General features: G+C 44.3%; 22 protein-coding genes. 7 read left to right on the forward strand and 15 right to left on the reverse strand.

Features of this window, described 5'->3' with window-relative positions; genetic code table 11:
* The first annotated feature begins 174 nt into the window (after positions 1 to 174).
* A complete protein-coding gene (locus tag FR741_RS23800; RefSeq protein ID WP_080263359.1) occupies positions 175 to 627 on the forward strand; it encodes an ogr/Delta-like zinc finger family protein in 453 nt (150 codons plus the stop codon).
* Here the strand turns inward: FR741_RS23800 and FR741_RS22155 are convergent.
* On the reverse strand, positions 569 to 793 hold the full coding sequence (locus FR741_RS22155) for a hypothetical protein (RefSeq protein WP_029837886.1): 225 nt from the start codon (positions 791 to 793) through the stop codon (positions 569 to 571). The genes FR741_RS23800 and FR741_RS22155 overlap by 59 nt on opposite strands.
* 234 nt (positions 794 to 1,027) lie before the next feature.
* Here FR741_RS22155 and FR741_RS22160 point away from each other — a divergent pair, with 234 nt between their 5' ends.
* Positions 1,028 to 1,360 carry a helix-turn-helix domain-containing protein gene (locus FR741_RS22160; protein ID WP_167427733.1) on the forward strand — a complete coding sequence of 111 codons (333 nt, stop codon included), beginning with the start codon at positions 1,028 to 1,030 and terminating at the stop codon, positions 1,358 to 1,360.
* Positions 1,361 to 1,528: 168 nt separating this feature from the next.
* Here the strand turns inward: FR741_RS22160 and FR741_RS22165 are convergent, their stop codons facing one another.
* From FR741_RS22165 to FR741_RS22210, 10 genes are all read right to left on the reverse strand, one after another.
* The gene (locus tag FR741_RS22165) at positions 1,529 to 4,021 is read right to left on the reverse strand and encodes a replication endonuclease (RefSeq protein ID WP_167427734.1); all 2,493 of its coding nucleotides are present in this window, start codon (positions 4,019 to 4,021) and stop codon (positions 1,529 to 1,531) included.
* A complete protein-coding gene (locus FR741_RS22170; protein ID WP_167427735.1) occupies positions 4,018 to 4,587 on the reverse strand; it encodes a hypothetical protein in 570 nt (189 codons plus the stop codon). Before FR741_RS22170 ends, FR741_RS22165 begins: the two co-directional genes overlap by 4 nt.
* The gene (locus tag FR741_RS22175; protein ID WP_167427736.1) at positions 4,584 to 4,811 is read right to left on the reverse strand and encodes a hypothetical protein; all 228 of its coding nucleotides are present in this window, start codon (positions 4,809 to 4,811) and stop codon (positions 4,584 to 4,586) included. Before FR741_RS22175 ends, FR741_RS22170 begins: the two co-directional genes overlap by 4 nt.
* Positions 4,808 to 5,428, reverse strand: coding sequence for a DNA methyltransferase (locus tag FR741_RS22180; protein WP_167427737.1), 621 nt, complete (start codon positions 5,426 to 5,428; stop codon positions 4,808 to 4,810). Before FR741_RS22180 ends, FR741_RS22175 begins: the two co-directional genes overlap by 4 nt.
* A complete protein-coding gene (locus FR741_RS22185) occupies positions 5,425 to 5,877 on the reverse strand; it encodes a DUF3850 domain-containing protein (protein WP_167427738.1) in 453 nt (150 codons plus the stop codon). Before FR741_RS22185 ends, FR741_RS22180 begins: the two co-directional genes overlap by 4 nt.
* Entirely contained in the window at positions 5,874 to 6,362 is a 489-nt protein-coding gene (locus FR741_RS22190) for a hypothetical protein (protein ID WP_167427739.1), read from the reverse strand. Before FR741_RS22190 ends, FR741_RS22185 begins: the two co-directional genes overlap by 4 nt.
* Positions 6,363 to 6,442: 80 nt before the next feature.
* Positions 6,443 to 6,793: a hypothetical protein gene (locus FR741_RS22195; RefSeq protein ID WP_167427872.1), complete on the reverse strand. Its 351-nt coding sequence runs from the start codon at positions 6,791 to 6,793 to the stop codon at positions 6,443 to 6,445.
* Positions 6,794 to 6,802: 9 nt separating this feature from the next.
* Positions 6,803 to 7,324 (reverse strand): phage regulatory CII family protein, encoded by a 522-nt coding sequence (locus FR741_RS22200; protein ID WP_408646638.1) that lies wholly within the window; start codon positions 7,322 to 7,324, stop codon positions 6,803 to 6,805.
* A gap of 27 nt (positions 7,325 to 7,351) precedes the next feature.
* Positions 7,352 to 7,498 (reverse strand): hypothetical protein, encoded by a 147-nt coding sequence (locus FR741_RS22205; RefSeq protein ID WP_167427741.1) that lies wholly within the window; start codon positions 7,496 to 7,498, stop codon positions 7,352 to 7,354.
* Entirely contained in the window at positions 7,495 to 7,695 is a 201-nt protein-coding gene (locus FR741_RS22210; RefSeq protein ID WP_167427742.1) for a Rha family transcriptional regulator, read from the reverse strand. The genes FR741_RS22205 and FR741_RS22210 overlap by 4 nt, the downstream gene beginning before the upstream one ends.
* A 192-nt stretch (positions 7,696 to 7,887) precedes the next feature.
* Between FR741_RS22210 and FR741_RS22215 the strand changes: the two genes are divergently transcribed.
* Genes FR741_RS22215 through FR741_RS22225 form a run of 3 tightly spaced genes read left to right on the forward strand, consistent with a single transcriptional unit; the run spans position 7,888 to position 10,542 of the window.
* Positions 7,888 to 8,487 carry a phage repressor protein CI gene (locus FR741_RS22215; RefSeq protein ID WP_029837866.1) on the forward strand — a complete coding sequence of 200 codons (600 nt, stop codon included), beginning with the start codon at positions 7,888 to 7,890 and terminating at the stop codon, positions 8,485 to 8,487.
* Positions 8,488 to 8,516: 29 nt separating this feature from the next.
* On the forward strand, positions 8,517 to 9,491 hold the full coding sequence (locus tag FR741_RS22220; RefSeq protein ID WP_167427743.1) for a hypothetical protein: 975 nt from the start codon (positions 8,517 to 8,519) through the stop codon (positions 9,489 to 9,491).
* Positions 9,492 to 9,498: 7 nt separating this feature from the next.
* Positions 9,499 to 10,542 carry a phage integrase gene (locus FR741_RS22225; RefSeq protein WP_167427744.1) on the forward strand — a complete coding sequence of 348 codons (1,044 nt, stop codon included), beginning with the start codon at positions 9,499 to 9,501 and terminating at the stop codon, positions 10,540 to 10,542.
* Positions 10,543 to 10,732: 190 nt separating this feature from the next.
* On the opposite strand, the gene FR741_RS22230 is transcribed toward FR741_RS22225, so the two are convergent.
* Genes FR741_RS22230 through FR741_RS22245 form a run of 4 tightly spaced genes read right to left on the reverse strand, consistent with a single transcriptional unit; the run spans position 10,733 to position 14,844 of the window.
* Positions 10,733 to 11,659, reverse strand: coding sequence for a L,D-transpeptidase family protein (locus FR741_RS22230; protein WP_005394922.1), 927 nt, complete (start codon positions 11,657 to 11,659; stop codon positions 10,733 to 10,735).
* Between the two features lie 6 nt (positions 11,660 to 11,665).
* Positions 11,666 to 13,081, reverse strand: a complete 1,416-nt coding sequence (phrB, locus tag FR741_RS22235; RefSeq protein ID WP_167427745.1) for a deoxyribodipyrimidine photo-lyase — start codon at positions 13,079 to 13,081, stop codon at positions 11,666 to 11,668.
* 19 nt (positions 13,082 to 13,100) lie between these two features.
* A complete protein-coding gene (locus tag FR741_RS22240) occupies positions 13,101 to 13,904 on the reverse strand; it encodes a MerR family transcriptional regulator (protein ID WP_047009571.1) in 804 nt (267 codons plus the stop codon).
* The gene (locus FR741_RS22245; protein WP_065646347.1) at positions 13,894 to 14,844 is read right to left on the reverse strand and encodes a YbgA family protein; all 951 of its coding nucleotides are present in this window, start codon (positions 14,842 to 14,844) and stop codon (positions 13,894 to 13,896) included. The genes FR741_RS22240 and FR741_RS22245 overlap by 11 nt, the downstream gene beginning before the upstream one ends.
* A 397-nt stretch (positions 14,845 to 15,241) precedes the next feature.
* On the opposite strand from FR741_RS22245, the gene deoD reads away from it, so the two are divergent.
* The gene (gene deoD, locus FR741_RS22250; RefSeq protein ID WP_005394915.1) at positions 15,242 to 15,952 is read left to right on the forward strand and encodes a purine-nucleoside phosphorylase; all 711 of its coding nucleotides are present in this window, start codon (positions 15,242 to 15,244) and stop codon (positions 15,950 to 15,952) included.
* A 71-nt stretch (positions 15,953 to 16,023) separates the two neighbouring features.
* Positions 16,024 to 17,493: a hypothetical protein gene (locus FR741_RS22255; protein ID WP_005394913.1), complete on the forward strand. Its 1,470-nt coding sequence runs from the start codon at positions 16,024 to 16,026 to the stop codon at positions 17,491 to 17,493.
* The last annotated feature ends 66 nt before the right edge of the window (positions 17,494 to 17,559 follow it).

Genomic DNA, 17,559 nt, shown 5'->3' on the forward strand with positions numbered 1-17,559 from the left:
TAATCCAAGTCATCACGACTACCTCCTATAAAGAAATTTACGAGAATTCAGCTCATTAAGCAGAGCACCCGACAAATATGTAACACAATATTTGTATAAAAAGAAAGTCATCACTGTACATAAACACAGCAACCGTTTTAATATTGTTGAGTCAGTCAAAAGTTAGGTCAATGTATGCGAGTTTATTGCAAGTGTGGTGAACGCGCGATTGTAAGTAGAAGCATCATTAACGATGCCAATTGCGCAGATTTATCTTGTTCCTGTTCTAATCCAGAGTGTGGGCACACCTTTGTTAGTGCTATCGGATATAGACACTCTTTAAAACCGTCAAAGCTTCATATGGGAATTGGCGCGGCTAGCAAACCTTCTATGTTTGGTAGCCGTGTTTTTTGTGGTTGTGGAGAACGGGCGGTAATCAAGAAAACTAACCGCCTATCCAACGATTGTGCAGACCTTTATTGCGAATGTAAAAACCCAGCATGTGAACATCAATTTGTTATGTCGTTATACTTTAGCCACACGCTAAGCCCATCATCAAAAACGACCAACGATTTGGCAGATTGCCTAATCAAGGTTTTATCTCCTGACAAGCGCGACCACTTGAAGCAACAACTTGCCTTGTTTTAGCACTTAACTCTTCCACTGGGGCAGCGATCAGCTGCCCTTTTTTATGTCCGAGAATCAGCGACAACAAAAACAGTCCGACTTCGTTGTTCTGATCGCAGTTGCCACATGTATCGTCTGCAAGTGCACACAAAACAAACTCCTCTGCTTTTTGATGTAGTTCAGACATTTAGCCTCCTAACTGACGATTTACTGTATATTAATACAGTAGTTTTTATCTAACAAATTTATTCTTGATTTATTGCCTATACTGATATGGTGATCAGTATTCATAGCATCGAAGCACTCTAATTATTCAAACACTATGGCGTTGTGACATGCATCAATTCTCATACATCACTGACCACAGTTGGCATATCCATAGTTCTAATCCGCCATATGTGGCGAGTAGTGACGGAGTTTTATGCCTGCAGAAAACCGACATACCGACCCTATAATGTTGTTTTTCATACAAGAACGACTAAGACAGCGTAAAACCCAAAAGGTACTTGCCCGTTTATCTGGCATCGAATACCGCATGTTGCAACGTTTGGAACAAGGCGAACGACCCATAGATATTCGCCAAATGCGGTTGCTTTGCGCGGCACTCAACGTTCATTTCTCCTATGTTGCATTGCACGAGACGATCACAACGTATCGACACGAACTCATCCAATCGCTTCCAGCCAGCATTCGCAATGAGCTGCTAGACCTCATCCACTCGATTCACCAAGAACTGGAAAAGAAACGAGCTTGATGCCTACGTTATGATGAGTTGCTAAACGCGCAACCCCTAAAAATGTAGATTGCATGAAAATAATTGAGTTGTGTATGTCGAGGTTGCGACATTGCCAACGATTGAAAGGTATGTTAACGCCAGTGGTTATGGGGCTGCATCAACATAAAAATGTTGGTTGTCTTTTCACTACGCTAATGGCCAGTCGCTTTCCAACTCAGGGAAGAACGAAAGGTCTGGTTGTTGGTATTCATCTTTTACTTGCTCTGGTTGGGCAAATACCTTGTCCCAACTCTCAAATTCCATCCAATTCCTGTCTTCTGCAGGTGCACGGCTGATTTCGACTAGCTGTGCTGGGCGTTTATTGCCGTGTTCGTCTACCTCCGCAGGGCGGATTTGAATACTGGTCGCCTCATCGACGCGAACTGAACTACCTCTTAGTAACGCGGCCAGTGTCGCATCATCCATGGTTGGCGAATCTTTCGCCTTAATCTGTTTAGGATTGAGTAAACGAGTTAGCTGATCGCAGACCTGTACTTTCTCGGGCTCCGTACAGTTATTGACAGAACTCCGAGAGGAGCCAGAGGCTCCAAAAGCGGTCGCTTCGCTCCCAAGAGCGCACGCTTTAGCTTCATCGTTAACCTTTGATTTCTTCTGAATCGTCCAAACTTTGGTGCGAGTTTTGATGGTTTCTTCTGGTGTCGCGAAACCTTCGATTTTGCGAACGTCTTCCCCATGTGGTGAAGCAAACGGCAAAACCTCATAAGAGTTCACGATCAGCAAATCTTCACGCTTAACGAATGGGCCACCTTGCCCCATGATGTAACCTTGCCAGTTACCATGGTCGGCAGCTTTTAAAGTGTCTGTGATGCTTGCATCTTCTGACTTGGTGCGTGCTTGGTAGCTATCACCGATCACCTTCATCAACTCTTCATTGGTGATCAGCTTGCTCGGCTTGATAGGCCCAACCAAATCACGCTGTAGCATCGAGTAAATAGTGAGTAGGTCGACACGCTCTTGCATGAAGAGGTATTCCATAAACGCTTTTTTGTTCTGGTTAGCAAAGCGGCGTAATTCACGGTAAGTCGTAACCGGTGCACCACCAAAGAACTGAAATTGACGAATGTTCCAACGGCTTTTCCAAGCACTAACGTTTTTCGCCATGTCTTTAACTGACTTGCCAGTTTCGTCGGATACTTCATCGTCCATCGCGAAACCGTCGATGTTTTTGGAAATGTATTTAGCGATGTAGCCTGTTGCGGTGCCTTTCTCTGGGTCAATTTCACCTACATCACAACGAGCCGAGTGATCAAACTTGCCTTGTTTATCAAATAGCTCGTGCTTGTCTTCTTTCGTCGCGTAATCGACAAATATTTCTGTAACTAACTCTTTGTCCTCTGGCTTAACCCAGATAAGCAAGTGCCAGTGTGGTGTGCCATCATGATGCGGCTCTGCAACGCGAACCCCAAACCAACGGATGTCTTTTCGGCCTAACTTGGCGCGGATTCGTTGCCATACATTGTTTAAGTACGTTTGCGCATCACGTGGGCTTGCGCCGTTCCAGTGACCAATGAAACCGCCTTTCTTGTATGAGTTGTGATATTTAGCTGGCGTGGTCAGTGTTAAGAACAGGCCTTGTAAACCAAGCTCGTTGCCGATGTCTTCACAGCCACGGCAACGCACCATCAATTCATGGCGACGAATCGCAGGGTTAGCCACACTCTTTTTGACCATATCCCATAGATCAGCTTCTTCGCCTGTTTCTTCATCTAATAACTGGCATTGCTTGATGTATTCATAGTTGGCGGTTTGTTGTGCTTGGTGTTCACGAACACAATCCCATGACGCATACGGCGAAGCCTTAGAAGAGACTTGGCCCATTGCAATGGCTAGGTGCTCACGCATGATTTTGCGGATTTTATTAAGACGGCCACACCACCACTTCTCGCTAATCAGCTTTGAAATGTCTTGCAGTGCAGATAGCTCAGATTGCTCTTTGTACTTGCGAGGAGGCTTAACACCAAAAGTGTTGGTCACGAACTTAGCAACTTGTTCATAGGTGAACACAACTGCCATTTCAGTACCTAAATCCGTTTCTGCATGGTACTTTCGTCCTTCGTTCAGTCTAAAGCAGTCAACAATATTAGAGATTTTAAAAGCCATCTCTTTGATTTCAGATGGCTCCAGCTCTGCGAGCAATCGACTTTTTACTGGCTTGCGGTTGCGCTCTACCTTGTCAAAATCAAAGTACGCTTGCTTATTGTTGGCAAAGTCGCTTTGCTCAGTGTCGCTAAACTCTTCACTAAGCAAAGAAACCTTTTGGGTTGTCGGTAGTTTTTTGTATTTGCGCAAAACCATAAGTGCACGATCTGCAGCTGGCCCCATGCGCTCACGCAAAAAGATGTTCGCTTCTCTTCTGCTTTTCTTTTCGAAAACGGAAATGTAGCGAGTCACGAAATACTTGGTTAAGTAATCCGGTAGGTCTTTAATTCTTTCTCGCGCCCATTCGAAGTCTTCTGGGTTCGCTTCGAACAGCTTACGTTCCAGAACACTGAGATCATCAGGCTCAACAATAGTGTTGTATCGACGCGCAGCAAAGCAGCCCACTTCAACCTCAGTCAAAGGGGCTTGCCATGGACGAGCTAAAGGTTTTACTGCTTGATAGTAGGATTGAATATTCAAAACGGAATCTCTTCAATTCCGAATTGACCAAAGAAAACGGATTCCAATCCAGCCTTGTAGAGCTTGAACAATTCTAGACGTTCCGCGATTGGCGCAAATTCTTTTTTCTCTGTATCAAATACAGTTTCAAAGAAGAACTCGACATCTCCCACGACCTTTTCAGAATTGTTTCGTTCAGCAATCTTGCATTGTGTCGTCGTCAGCATAACTTGCTCGACTAGATTGAATTTCGCGTCATGATTGAAGGCTTTGTAAGCTTCGAACGAGTGATACGTGCAGCTTTGCTTCATCATTCGTTCTAGGCGATAGCACAACTTAAAGAATTCTCTTGGCGGGTAGCAATCCACTCGTTCAAACAGTTCGACTTGTTCAATCGTGTATGTTTTACCTTTCTCCTCTAGCTTGGCGATCACTGGGTTTAGATCACAGCTAATGTTAAATCGCTGCGCACCAGCCAATGACCAAGCTGTTTGCACCTGCCCCTTTTTGCCGAAGTTAGAAAAGTAGCGACCATTCATCATGATCACTTTGGTTTGTTTTACTGGGTTATTTACGATAGTGCTCATGCTGCTACTCCTAACTTCTCTTTGGCGAACGCTAGGAAGCTCGTTTGCATTGAAGGTGTGCTGAGAAATGTGTCTACGTGGTCAGGGGAAATATTCATAGTGACGCCCCAACCGTCTTGCTCTTGAAATGAAACCACAGCGCACTTTTCAAACGTTAAAGTGCGACCTTCAAAGATTTGGATTTGGTCATCGCCAAGATTGAGTGATGTAATTAGTTTGCTCATGCTGCCACCTCATGAACTACTGGTGTGCCGCAACCTTGGCAAACGAAGTCCTTCTTCTTGATTTCATGTAAGCAAACATCACAAACCACTAAACCTGCAGAAATGATATGGCTTAGCCCTTGCGGTAAATCGAAGCGATTGCCTTTGTCCCAGATAAACCACATGTACTCACATGAGTCAGAACCACCGCCAACAAATCTAGGGCGAGGAACGATAACCGGAGTTTTTTGAGGGAAGCCGATTTCTTTCCAAAAAGGTAAACGCTTAGTTGCGCCCAAATAGTTAACACGCTGCAGATATGCCATTGTTCCGTCTGGTGCTAACTCAGTTAGACTTTTGCGAATGAATTCTTCCGTTAGTGAAAATGGTGGATTGGTGATGATTACGTCTTGAGTACCAAAATCTGTTGTTAGGTAATCAATACCCTTTTCGATTTCAGCAAATGACTTTTGGCTCTCTGGTAACACGACTTTTTCGAAGATCGCGCCAGTGCCATAGCAAGGTTCAAGAAACTTATCAGACGGACGAAACGTTAACTTCTCTAATAGAGAAATCACGCATTCATCTGGCGTTGGGTAAAGTTCGCGTGGTACTACTTTTCCGTTGGTAGAACTCATTTTGAACCCTCCCCAAGAGTGCTTAGAAACTCGTTAGCCATTTCAATAAATGCGCGTGCATCATTGGCCGTCCTCTCAGCGTCTGCGGTTGTGAATCCAGCAAACTTGATAATGTCGTGGCTTGCATCAATGCAGTCGCATGTTTCCTGCAGGCGATCACGCAAAAAGCAGATCAGGTTTAGAGCTGATTTACTGGTACCGCTTTTTAAAGACAGGACACAACAACCCTCTGCGATACCAAACTGACCACCATGTAAAACGTGGCTAACTTCGGCATTCGCTTCTTGTCCGGTGTATTCCCCGTTTGCATCAATTTCGCGTAGGTTTAAGCAGTCTCCAGCTTGGTAATCACGATCATTGATTCGAACTTCATGTGTTTTGCGGTGTGCAAGAAAGTCATCGAAATGGACGGATTGAATTTTTAATTCATGGATGGTGATATTGCTCATGCTTCCACCTCTGCTTTTGCTTCGGCTTCTTCACGGGCTTCAATGATCAGCTCTGTTAGCTGGCTTTCGATGGATAAGAGTTTTTCTAGCGCACCGTCGTGATCAAGATACACATACTCCCTCATCAACCGAACTCTTGGGACTCCCTCCTCGTAGACGGTGCTCTTTGGATCTGCGTCAACTCTGAAACAGTTTATGTGTCCAGAAAAGTCCGCGAATACATTAATCACATCAGTGTTAGCCATCGCCAACAAATTGATAGCGTGAACGATGTCGTGAATATCTCTGTGCTCTGGTCTAAAACACGATTTAATTTGCGACACCTCGACTGGACGAACATCAACAAACTTGTGTTTCCCAAGAGACTCTCTTAACTGTCTCTCTTGCTCAGGAGTGTAATCAGCAGTAACTACCATTACTGGTGTAGCTAGTGCTTTAATCTCGTTTAACGAATCTCTGATTTCTTCTAAGACTTTGTTATTCATCTTCTATGCTCCTACGCTAAGACGAAAAAAAAGCCCCCATTCCTTGTGGAATACAGCAGGGGCAAAGGCTGGCTAGGTTATTAATTAACTTTGCAAATATCGGAATGTTTCAGACGGCGGACATCGCCCACTTTGCGGTCAAACTTCAACACCATCTCTTTCAAAAATTGCATACCAGAACGGAGTTTTTGCAGCTCTAGGTCATCAAACGAATCAAACTCGCGGCTGTAATCTTTTGCAGGCATACCACCCGCAATAAGAATCAAACCACGGTTACGGTCACTCATTTCGTCATACATCTTGCGCAGCTTCTGACGCTTTACGCCTTTATCGAAAAGGGACTTACAAGCAGCAATGCTTTCTAGTGCGCTTGGTGTTTTGCTTTCTAGGACAGGGGAATGTGTTTCATGTTGTCTAGCTAACTGGCTCATCATTACTCCTTAGGCTAAGCCTGGAATCGGTGCACCATTGGCAATGAAGTCCACGCCCATACTTAAAATTGGGGAAGCGCCAGAAGTGCGGTTTTCAATATCGTTGATAAGAAGCACAAGGTTGCCGATGCCAGCTTGTGCCTTTTGGATAAGTGATTGTTTATGAGTGCGTGATAGGCGTGGGCCATTGCTGTGTTGCAATGCCCAAGTAGACAGTTCGCCAGCATTGGCACTGTGTTTTAGAAGTCGCTCAACAATGCTTTCGGCTTCTTCTGCGTTTTTGACTGGTGCTGCCACCATATCGAGCCCAAGCAAAAGGCTATTAACGAGCGTGTAGTTGCCGCTTATTTTCGAAACCGCAACAACTTCCACGGGCTTGATTACATGACGCTGACCTGGGTTCAACTTGGCGCGAAGCAAGTCTTCGCTCATTCCCATTTCACGGGCGATGTGTGCCATGTTCTCTGAATTCGCAAATGAGCAACAAGCCTCGTCAAATGACTTTTGTCTGGACTCGCAAAAAACGGACATTGAGTTATTTGTAGCCATAACTAATACTCAATTAAAGAAGAAAGGGACGAAAACGAATGACCAGCCGATAATATTCAGCCAAAGAGGACATTTGTTTGGGTATTTATCTTCCCAAGACTCACTCTTAGCATCTTGCAGAGTGAGTTTGGTTTTAGGTGGGATAGCGAAGCTCATACTTGTTGCTCCGCCATTTTTTGAGCGAACTTAACCATGTTCACAAGAACAGAGCTTCTAGAACCCTCTTTAGGCAGGATTGGAATGTCGCCTTTTGCTAGCGCGCGATCAAAAGATGCTGATGACCAGCCAGTACGACGAAGAAATTCTTTTTTAGTACAAAAAGGTGCGTCAACTGCTATTTGAATAGTTGCCATAGTGGTATCCTACTCGTTTAAGAATTATTGATGCTTATTGGTGAGACATGGAGCATCAATTTCGCGTTTGAGTAATTATTAGATCGAATTTTCTGTTTTGGCAAGATTTTTAGTTCCTTAAAACAGAATTTTTGCTTCTCAAGTCAAATTAATTACTCATTTTGGTATTTGAATATCTAGGGAAATACTCAAATGAGCAGAATTCCTGCAAAAGTTCCGCCGTATGAATATCTAAGCGGGCGTGAATTTACTGAAAAGCTAAAAGAAGTGACTGGTTGTAAAACTTTCGAGTTGCTTAGTGATCACTATGGCGTTCCCAATTCAACCTTTTCTACTTGGCATACTCACAATAGAACTGGCTTTGAGTTGATAGTTCGTGAACACCTAAAGTCCGGCGCATCAGTTAGATATTTGGCTCTTGGTGAGGGAAAACCTTTTGATGATGAGCAAGTACCTGCAGATTCAATCAAGGTGAACTCAATCGTAAACGGGCAATTGGAAGAAAGAGGATCGCTATCTCTTGATTCGCTTACCCTTGACGGCTACGGACTGAAAGCCAGCAAAACAATCATTGTCGAACATGATGGTCAACGTTGCTTTATTAACAGTGAAGAAACACATGCCACATCAGGCCGCTATTTGATTGAAATTGACGGCGCCCACTCGATAAATCATGTTCAAAGGCTACCTGGCAAAAAACTTGCGATCAGCTTTGGCAATTCGACCATTGAAGCATCAGAAGAAGACATTAATGTGCTAGGTCGCGTAACCATGAGCATGAACAAAGAATAAAAAATGGTTAATTGGCTAGGGAAATAATAATGAAAATTGGATTAAAACTGGCAACTGTTGCTATACCTGTACCCACCGTATTTTGGGTAATCAAAGGTCAACATCCTAAGTGGGTGAAAGTTATATCTGTTTTATGGGCAATGCTTACCGCTCTAATGTGGTTAGGTTTTAGCCAAACCGAAAATGGCGGTGAACTTTTCCTATTTTATACTTTGTCATCATTGATTTGGTTTGGAGCACTGAACGGGCTCTTTATTCTAGTAAAGAAAGTCATTTCAAAAACCAAGCAGAAAGGTGGTAGCGCGCAGATAAACAAACAATCCAATCCAGCACCATCAACCCCAAGTGAGAGAGCCACACCTGAAAGTTCCCCATCTCAAGTTCGTGATGGCGAAGAAGAAGTAAAACCGTTAACAGTCGAAACCCTGACACCACGACGCGAAAAAGCACTGTATAAACTATCACTTCAAATCCTTGAAGATGATGAAGTTGACCAAGAAGAATCTAAAAAGCTTAGAGCGTGGTTACGCCGTTACCCTGAATCGAAAGACGACTACAGAACAAAGGAACTATACAAAACTGTTGAAGAAGTTCTTGAAGACAAGGTTCTTGATTCTGCTGAAGCTCTAGAGTTGTTCGCTCTCCTATCAGACTTCTGCGACAACGTAGAGAAAAGAGAATCGGATAAAGAATCTCAAGAAAAAGAAAAAGCTTTACAAGCTCAAGCTAAGAAACTTAAAGCAAAACCAAAAGCTTCTTTAGTAAGAGTAAGTGATTACTCATTCTTGAATGACCTGACACTTGGTAATGAATATTTCATGAGTTACGCGGATGCAAGTGGGAAAGCAAGTGACCGAAATATCATATTGAATAAGGTCGACGTAAATCAACAAGATCAGCATTACATCAAAGCTCATTGTTTACTTCGCAATAGTCAAAGAACGTTTAGAGTCGACCGTATCGTTGCTCTATGTGATGTAGATACTGGCGAAGCTATCGTCTAATAAAACTATGTCTGTACGTAAAACAGAAGACGGCAGCAAAAAACCATGGCTTTGTGAGTGTTACCCACAAGGCAGGAGCGGTGCCAGAAAGAGAAAACGCTTCGCCACTAAAGGTGAAGCGTTGGCCTACGAAAAGTTTTTGATGAAAGAAGTGGATGATAAACCTTGGCTTGGTGACAAAAAGGACTTACGCACACTTCAAGATTTAGTTGAACTCTGGTACAAGCTTCACGGCCAACACCTAAAATCTGCTAAAAAAGTTTACCCTCGCCTCTGCACTATAGTTGAAGAACTCGGCAACCCGTTTGCAATCAAGTTCACGGCCAAAGACTTTGTTCACTGGCGCTCTAGCCGAAAAGCCAAGCACCGCCACTCGGGAACTAAATCTGGCAAATTAATCTCCGCGCCTACTAATAATCTTGATTTGAGATATCTACGTGCGGTTTTCAATGAGCTGAATTCCCTTGGTGAGTGGACGCAACCAAACCCACTTGCCAGCGTAAAATCTATTCCCGTCAATGAATCGGAAATGGGCTTCTTGTCTAACGAAGACATAACAGCGCTTTTCGAGAGAATTAGTAAAAGCAAGCGAGCTAAAGAGTTCGAACTTGTGTGTAAGATTTGCTTATCGACTGGGGCACGAATCTCAGAGGCAAATAACCTGCGACTTCCTCAGATCACTAAGTACAAAATCACGTTCATTGATACCAAGAGCAAAAAGAACCGCACAGTTCCAATCACAGAGAAGCTCTATAACGAGTTGATTGAGTTCGAACGAACAGGAGAAAAGGATCGGTTGTTTAAAGGCTGTCTTCACGGGATTTCCTACATCATCAACCAAACATTCCCTGACTTACCTGATGGGCAAAATACCCACGTGTTTCGCCACACCTTTGCCAGTCGGTTTATGGAAGCAGGCGGCAACATTCTGGTATTGCAAAAAATCCTTGGTCACAGTGACATCAAAATGACAATGCGTTATTCCCATTTCTCACCAGATCACCTGATTCAAGCAGCCGAACTAAACCCTATTTCTAGATTAGGGTTGTAGCCACTTATTTATCAAAAAATGGCGACAAAGTGGCGGCAAATTTTATTTATATTGATGAGTATTGAGTGATATTGATTGAATGGGTATTCAATAAGGTATTGAAATAGCAGTAAAACCCTTTATTTTATTGGGTTGTAGCGATAGCTACTGATTACACTAAGTAAGATTTGATACCGCGTCTTAACGCCTGTTAAGGCGCGGTTATTTCGACAGGAACCCCATTCTGTGCGGCAATCGCTGCTTTAGCCTTCACATTTTTCAGTCCGAACTCATCCAGCCACCACTTTAACTCTTTTGGTACCTGTAGGTGATCTTTCTCACCATTGCTGCGAGTCAATGGCTCATGTGCCTCTAAAAATACACTTCTGTCCGGCTCTAGTGATACTTTCACTGGTTGGTTAATGATATTCACTTCTTCACCGTTACGAACTTTTTCAAACAACCATTCAATGTCGCTCGGGTCCATACGAATACAACCCGCGCTGACTCGCATACCGATGCCAAAGTCTTTGTTGGTACCGTGAATAAGGTATTCACCATTTCCGTAGGCTAAACGCAATGCAAACATGCCCAGCGGGTTGTCTGGACCGGCAGGTACAACGGTTGGCAAGTCAATGCCCTTCGCTTTGTACTCGGCACGAATCGAGGCTGGCGGCGTCCACGTAGGGTTTGGACGTTTTTGGCTAATACGCGTTGTCATCACCGGGGTGTCTCGCCCAATTCGCCCGATTCCCACGGGGAATACATGCACAATATCTTCTCCTTTCGGGAAGTAGTATAAGCGCAACTCCGCTAAATTAATGACAATGCCTTTGTGGGGTACATCTGGGAGGATCAGTTGTGTTGGAATAGTAAGAACGTGTCCCTCTTCTGGCAAGAAGGGATCCACGCCTTTATTTGCCGCCATTAAACCTAGCATCCCGACATCGTAGTGCTTGGCAATATTTGCCATGGTTTCGCCTTCTTGCACGACGTGGTTTTCAAGGCGACCAATTAAACGACTGCCATCCTCTGGTAGCTCGTACATTTTAGCGAATGACAAACCACTCGCTAAAGATAACGATACAGATAACAGCGTACGTTTTGCGAAACTCATTGATCGCTTTTTGCTAAGCATTTCACTTTATTCCTTGGCACTTTTAAAGAGCCGTAAGGTTATCTCTCTTTCTGTCTTGTGATCAACCATCGGCTTGTGATATTCCAGTAAAGAAAATCCCTCCCAAGTCCAAGGTTTATGGATGTATTTGTTTGGCACACTTTTGATTTCAGGCACCCAGTGGCGCACGAATTGGCCATCAGAATCAAACTTCTCACCTTGGCTTATCGGGTTGAAAATACGGAAGTACGGCTGCCCATCACAACCCGTCGATGCAGACCACTGCCAACCACCATTGTTTGCTGCGAAATCGCCGTCCACCAGCTTACTCATGAAGTACGCTTCGCCCCAACGCCAGTCAATGTGTAAATCCTTGGTGAGAAAGCTCGCGACAACCATACGAAGCCTGTTATGCATCCAGCCTGTTTGGTTGAGCTGACGCATTGCTGCATCGACGATCGGGTACCCTGTCGCTCCAGCCTTCCATCGCTCAAAAGCCTGCTCATCATAAGACCAGTGAATTTTATCCTCCCAGTCGATAAAGCCTTTGCCTTTAACGAGCTTTGGTTCGAAAACCAACAGATGCTGATAAAACTCACGCCAAATGATCTCACTCAACCAAGTTGCTTTTCCTTCTGTTAGGTCATTTTGTTGGTTTTCAGCATACAAGCGAGCAATACATTGCCTTGGTGACAATGCACCAATCGCAAGATAGGGAGACAGTTGACTGGTGCCATCAATAGCCGGAAAATCTCGCTCTTCCTTGTAAGCATCACTGCGCTCACGAGCAAATTCCCTAAGCTGCTTTAAAACATCATTGGTCGAAGCAAACCAATCCTCGCTGGACTCTCGGGGATAGCTAAACGTGAAGTCTGAACTAAATCGAATCGGCTCTAATTGTTCCAATAGTTTGCTGCTTAGCGGCGCTTGTTCTTGAGGCTTTGTTACCGCTGGCATTTGAAACTGCGTCAACCAAGCACGTTTGAATGGTGTAAATACCTTAAAATACTCACCTTGCTTATTGAGAACCGTCGTTGGTGGGTGCACACATTTGTCGTGGAACAGTTCAAAGTCGATATCATGGGAAGCTAGCGCCTCACTCACTTGTGCATCGAGCTCTCGTTCATTCACTTCATAGTGAATATTCGCCATAACAGACGTTGCTTCAAGTGTTTTCGCCCATTCACTAATCACTTCGGTACAATCAGAAAACGACGGCACCTCTTTGTATAAAAAAGGAACATTCAGGCTTTCCAACTCGTCGTTGAGATACTCTAAACGACGAGCAATGAGATCCGCCTGCATCGGCGCCATGTGGTGTTCTCGCCACTGCTCTGGCGTCGCGATAAAACAAGCGACAACAGGCTGACCTGAATCTAACGCCGCTTTAAGTGCGGTGTGGTCTAACGTTCGTAAATCACGTCGAAACCATACTAAGATCATGGTGTCTCCTTCGTTTCGTCTATTCTGTTAGGTGCAGTTTCTCAATCACTTCAGAACATCCAATACGTTCGCCAAAACGTGTTTGAAGCATTTTGATAGACTCCACTTGCTTAGCTGCCAGCGCTTTATTGGAAAACAGGTAAATGAGCGAGTAGCTATCAACAACTTCGTGCTCCAGTAAACCAGAGACATCATCAACTTTGTCGATCAACGTCGTGTGATACCCTTGCTCACACAACTTCGCTGCTTGAATCCAGCTCTCTGCTTCCCTATGTTGTTCAAAGCTGATAAGCAAGCACTTCCCTTTGGAAGCGGCTTTGTTTTCAGAGTCGATAACAAGGGCAAGACGAGTAATCAAACAAGTTTGAAATAACCCCATCTGCAACGATCTCAGCGATCCTTTGACCATCTCCAGCGCGTCAAATACAGGGTCAATAAATTGTTCAATAACCAAGTTCAATGGATACTCTTTGAGAACAGAAGCAAGTAAGCTTTCCGCTTTGCCTCGATTCAGTTTCGAAAGTGCTGATAACATGGTTTCTACTTCTTCGAGAGTACGAACTTCATTGTTGACTTCTACGTCCGCACTTTTTCCCAAAAGTCCCTTTACTTTACCGATGGCAATCCCCTTCGCGAGCCAACTCTGGACTTCACGAATCGTATCGAGATCTTGCTGTCGATAAAGTCTGTGCCCTTTTTCTGTTCGCTGAGGCTGGATCAAATTGTATCTTCTCTGCCAAGCTCTCAGCGTAACTGGCTTCACACCCGTGATTTCTGCGACATCTCGGATCGCGTATAGTTTTTCTTCTGAACTACAAACCATAGCGTAATCTCATCTCCTGCGGATACGGTTCTAAAAACTTCTGTTTTGCTAAATACTCATCTGGGTAAGTGTTTAAGTAGTGCTTAATCAATGTCAACGGTGCTAATAATGGCAATGTACCAGTGCGGTAGTCATGAATTACTGTTGCTAATTCTTCTTTTTCGTCTTTAGTTAAAGCGCGCTTAAAATACCCTTGTAAATGCATTAGTACGTTAGTGTTGTTTTTTCGGCTAGCACGATTCGCAAGTGCCTTCATAAGACCTAAGCGATACTCTCGATAGAATTCTTCGATTTCATAGCTAGCGACATCGGCAACTAAACGACCAAGAGAGCGGTATGACTCAGGGTGATGCGCCATCAAGGTCAACTTATAGCGCGAATGAAAATCGATAATTTTGCCTCGAGTTGGCTCTCCGTCCATCGAGTCATAAAAGTCGTTCAGGCAAAATACTCGGGTAATAAAGTTTTCTTTTAATACAGGATCGTTGAGTCGGCCATCCTCCTCGACGGGCAACCAAGGCATTTTTTTCATCAGCGTTTGTGTGTACAAGCCGACGCCCTCTTTCGCTGCGTTATTTTTGCTATAAACCTTGACGCGCTCCATACCGCAAGTTGGAGACTTGGCACAGACGATGTAACCGCAAAGTTGCTCGCTTTGTAGTTCCTCCACTTTGTTAGCAGAGTAAGCAAGCATATTATCGGTATGGTCATTTTCTGGATTTTTAGTTTCTACCAGCGCCACACGCTCTTCTTCGGAAATCAAACGAATTGTTGGTCGCGGCACTGGCATTCCGACGCCCACTTCGGGACATACCGAAACAAAGTCAAAATATGGGCTGAGCTCTTTAGTCACAAAGTTACTTACTTTATGACCAGAGTCAAAACGAACTCGTTCACCCAAAACACAAGAACTGATACCTACTTTGATTGAAGATTCCATGATGACGCATCCCTATACAAAATGTTTTGTTGTATAACTTATAGCAAGGCTTTTCAGGTTGTACAAGAAAATAAATTGTACAATTTAATCGTTTTACTCTTCTCAAGAGCATTTCGATCAGCGCTTTCTCAAAAGTTTTTGATGTTCTCAGAGTCCATTTTGTGCGCGCAATCGACAAATCGCTCAAAAGCGAATCGATTGCTCTTTTGCTTTCAACAGATTTAGTTATCAATGATGTTCATGGTTTCTAAAAGCGTGGTTTTTGTGACTAAGCTCTCAAGGGGCTACTGTACGTCCCGATATTATTGCTTCAACGAAAACGAACAAGTTCAACAGAATTGGTAATAGCGTTCTATACTAGAGGCGTTTTATCAAAACAAAACTTTGGAGAGCACTTATGGCAACCCCACACATCAATGCACAACCAGGTGATTTCGCTGAAACGGTTCTAATGCCAGGCGACCCTTTACGTGCTAAATACATCGCAGAAACGTTTCTTGAAGATGTGAAGCAAGTTTGTGACGTTCGTAACATGTTCGGCTTTACTGGCACTTACAAAGGCAAAAAAGTGTCTGTTATGGGTCACGGCATGGGTATCCCTTCTTGCTGTATCTACGTACACGAGCTAATCGCAGAATACGGCGTGAAAAACGTAATCCGTGTAGGTAGCTGTGGTGCGGTACGTGACGACGTTAACCTAATGGACGTTGTTATCGGTATGGGTGCTTCTACAGACTCTAAAGTAAACCGTATCCGTTTCAACAACCACGACTTCGCTGCAATCGCTGACTACGGCCTTCTAGAAGAAGCGGTAAACCAAGCGCGTGCTCAACAAGTACCAGTGAAAGTTGGTAACGTATTCTCTGCAGACCTGTTCTACACACCAGAAGCTGACATCTTCGAGAAGATGGAAAAACTAGGTATCCTAGGTGTAGACATGGAAGCGGCTGGTATCTACGGTGTTGCTGCAGACCTAGGTGCGAAGGCGTTAACTATCCTAACGGTTTCTGACCACATCATCCGTGGCGAAAAACTAAGCTCAGAAGAGCGTCAAAAGTCGTTCAACGACATGATGAAAGTTGCTCTAGAAACCGCAATCAACATCTAAGAACAAGTAGTAAGTAATAATTTGCAGCCAGAGTTATTGCTGGCTGCCCGAATTATCCCGAGGGGGCGATTGTGTCTAACGGCGAACTGCCAAAAGACGCAGATGGGTTACAACTCAACTTTTGTAAAACATTGGCGTGTGACAACTTTGGATTGAGTGATGCAAAGCGTTACGTTCTGCAACATGCTAACCCTAAACGTCCGGCGATGGTATGCCGTGAATGTGGAGCTTTCCCCCCCTTACTTAACAATCGCGATGTCGTGAACGAACTTCATCGCCTGCGACACGTCCACAGTGACGGGTTGCCTGCGTGCCGCAATGATGATTGCGAGAACTTTGGACTATCCGTCCACACACATAAACACCTCTACCACGCTTTCGGTTACAGTGGTGATCGTCAACGTTACCGTTGTAAAGCGTGTCAAAGTACCTTTGTTGATAAATGGTCAGGCGCGAACAAGAAGCTACAATTCCAAGAGAATTTAATGGGCTTATTGTTTACTGGTTACTCTGTGCGCGAGATCTGCCGAAAACTCAGTATCAACCCGAAAACCTTTTACGACCATGTTGATCATATTGCGAGTCGCTGTCGCCGTAAATTAGCCACTATTGATGCTCGTTGGGTAAACCACGCAACGCACTATGAATTGGCCTCAAACTATGTTGCATTGCAGCCAAACAGCAATAATGGTGTCTACTGGATTGTTTCTGGTGAAGCCCACTCAGGCTATATTCTTTGTCAACATGTGAACTATTCTGCTGATGAAGAGCCAATCGCCACGCTAGACCATAACCCGTACGACGAGGTCTCTCGTTTTGTTTCCCAAGAGTACACAGCGGAAGCAAGTGAACCGCCAGCGGAACCTTCGAACCTCCTGCGTGAGCGTATTGACCAAAAATACCAAACCATTTTGGCTCGCGGTAACGTGGAAGATCCTCTTGGTAATCTTTCTGTATTCCATTACCCATCTAAAGGTGCATTAGTTCGTCCGCCTTACACATCATACGCTCATTACCTGCATGTACTTGATATGTGTTGCCCCAACAAACGCGTATCTCTATATATGCCTCAAGACCCCCTACTACGTTCGGCAGCACTGAGCGTTTGTTTGTCTCGAATTAAAGAGAAAAATGTCGACTTGATGTACGTAGAAGAAGACGCAAATTGGGACATGAGCACACCTTTTGGCAAGGTCGATATCGCCTATATGAGCTGGTGGCGAGATCGCTGGGCGATCTCCACTCAAGACGAAAGCCACAAAGGCATTTGCTACCTCGCTGGTGATAGAAATGAGCCCGAGAAATGGTTTAACGTTGCAACAACTCGCCATGTGCAGTTCTATCAAAATCGCTTCCAGATCCTTTTCGAAAGCTTCATTAACGAGCCACGTCGCAAATTACGACCTGCTGGAATTTTACCTCTTTTAGATATATTCAGAGCTTGGCATAATTTGTGCTATCAGGATAAGCAGGGTCTTACCGCCGCACAAAGGCTAGAAGTCACTGATGCTCCTTTGACCATCAAACAGCTCCTATCGTAACTATTGGCATTTAGATGTAGTAATTAGGGGCTGTGACAGTATACATTACGGCACCTAATCGTTTAC

The sequence above is a fragment of the Vibrio diabolicus genome (assembly GCF_011801455.1).
GTDB classification, from domain to species: Bacteria; Pseudomonadota; Gammaproteobacteria; order Enterobacterales; family Vibrionaceae; genus Vibrio; species Vibrio diabolicus.

Excerpts from the sequence above, each read along its gene's own strand:
- FR741_RS22170 (WP_167427735.1), bottom strand. The coding sequence starts at position 4,587 with ATGAGCACTATCGTAAATAACCCAGTAAAACAAACCAAAGTGATCATG.
- FR741_RS23800 (WP_080263359.1), top strand. The coding sequence starts at position 175 with ATGCGAGTTTATTGCAAGTGTGGTGAACGCGCGATTGTAAGTAGAAGC.
- FR741_RS22215 (WP_029837866.1), top strand. The coding sequence starts at position 7,888 with ATGAGCAGAATTCCTGCAAAAGTTCCGCCGTATGAATATCTAAGCGGG.
- FR741_RS22155 (WP_029837886.1), bottom strand. The coding sequence starts at position 793 with ATGTCTGAACTACATCAAAAAGCAGAGGAGTTTGTTTTGTGTGCACTT.
- FR741_RS22245 (WP_065646347.1), bottom strand. The coding sequence starts at position 14,844 with ATGGAATCTTCAATCAAAGTAGGTATCAGTTCTTGTGTTTTGGGTGAA.
- FR741_RS22200 (WP_408646638.1), bottom strand. The coding sequence starts at position 7,324 with ATGTCCGTTTTTTGCGAGTCCAGACAAAAGTCATTTGACGAGGCTTGT.
- FR741_RS22205 (WP_167427741.1), bottom strand. The coding sequence starts at position 7,498 with ATGAGCTTCGCTATCCCACCTAAAACCAAACTCACTCTGCAAGATGCT.
- FR741_RS22180 (WP_167427737.1), bottom strand. The coding sequence starts at position 5,428 with ATGAGTTCTACCAACGGAAAAGTAGTACCACGCGAACTTTACCCAACG.
- FR741_RS22185 (WP_167427738.1), bottom strand. The coding sequence starts at position 5,877 with ATGAGCAATATCACCATCCATGAATTAAAAATTCAATCCGTCCATTTC.
- deoD (WP_005394915.1), top strand. The coding sequence starts at position 15,242 with ATGGCAACCCCACACATCAATGCACAACCAGGTGATTTCGCTGAAACG.
- FR741_RS22240 (WP_047009571.1), bottom strand. The coding sequence starts at position 13,904 with ATGGTTTGTAGTTCAGAAGAAAAACTATACGCGATCCGAGATGTCGCA.
- FR741_RS22160 (WP_167427733.1), top strand. The coding sequence starts at position 1,028 with ATGCCTGCAGAAAACCGACATACCGACCCTATAATGTTGTTTTTCATA.
- FR741_RS22220 (WP_167427743.1), top strand. The coding sequence starts at position 8,517 with ATGAAAATTGGATTAAAACTGGCAACTGTTGCTATACCTGTACCCACC.
- FR741_RS22230 (WP_005394922.1), bottom strand. The coding sequence starts at position 11,659 with ATGCTTAGCAAAAAGCGATCAATGAGTTTCGCAAAACGTACGCTGTTA.
- FR741_RS22190 (WP_167427739.1), bottom strand. The coding sequence starts at position 6,362 with ATGAATAACAAAGTCTTAGAAGAAATCAGAGATTCGTTAAACGAGATT.
- FR741_RS22175 (WP_167427736.1), bottom strand. The coding sequence starts at position 4,811 with ATGAGCAAACTAATTACATCACTCAATCTTGGCGATGACCAAATCCAA.
- FR741_RS22195 (WP_167427872.1), bottom strand. The coding sequence starts at position 6,793 with ATGAGCCAGTTAGCTAGACAACATGAAACACATTCCCCTGTCCTAGAA.
- FR741_RS22225 (WP_167427744.1), top strand. The coding sequence starts at position 9,499 with ATGTCTGTACGTAAAACAGAAGACGGCAGCAAAAAACCATGGCTTTGT.
- FR741_RS22210 (WP_167427742.1), bottom strand. The coding sequence starts at position 7,695 with ATGGCAACTATTCAAATAGCAGTTGACGCACCTTTTTGTACTAAAAAA.
- phrB (WP_167427745.1), bottom strand. The coding sequence starts at position 13,081 with ATGATCTTAGTATGGTTTCGACGTGATTTACGAACGTTAGACCACACC.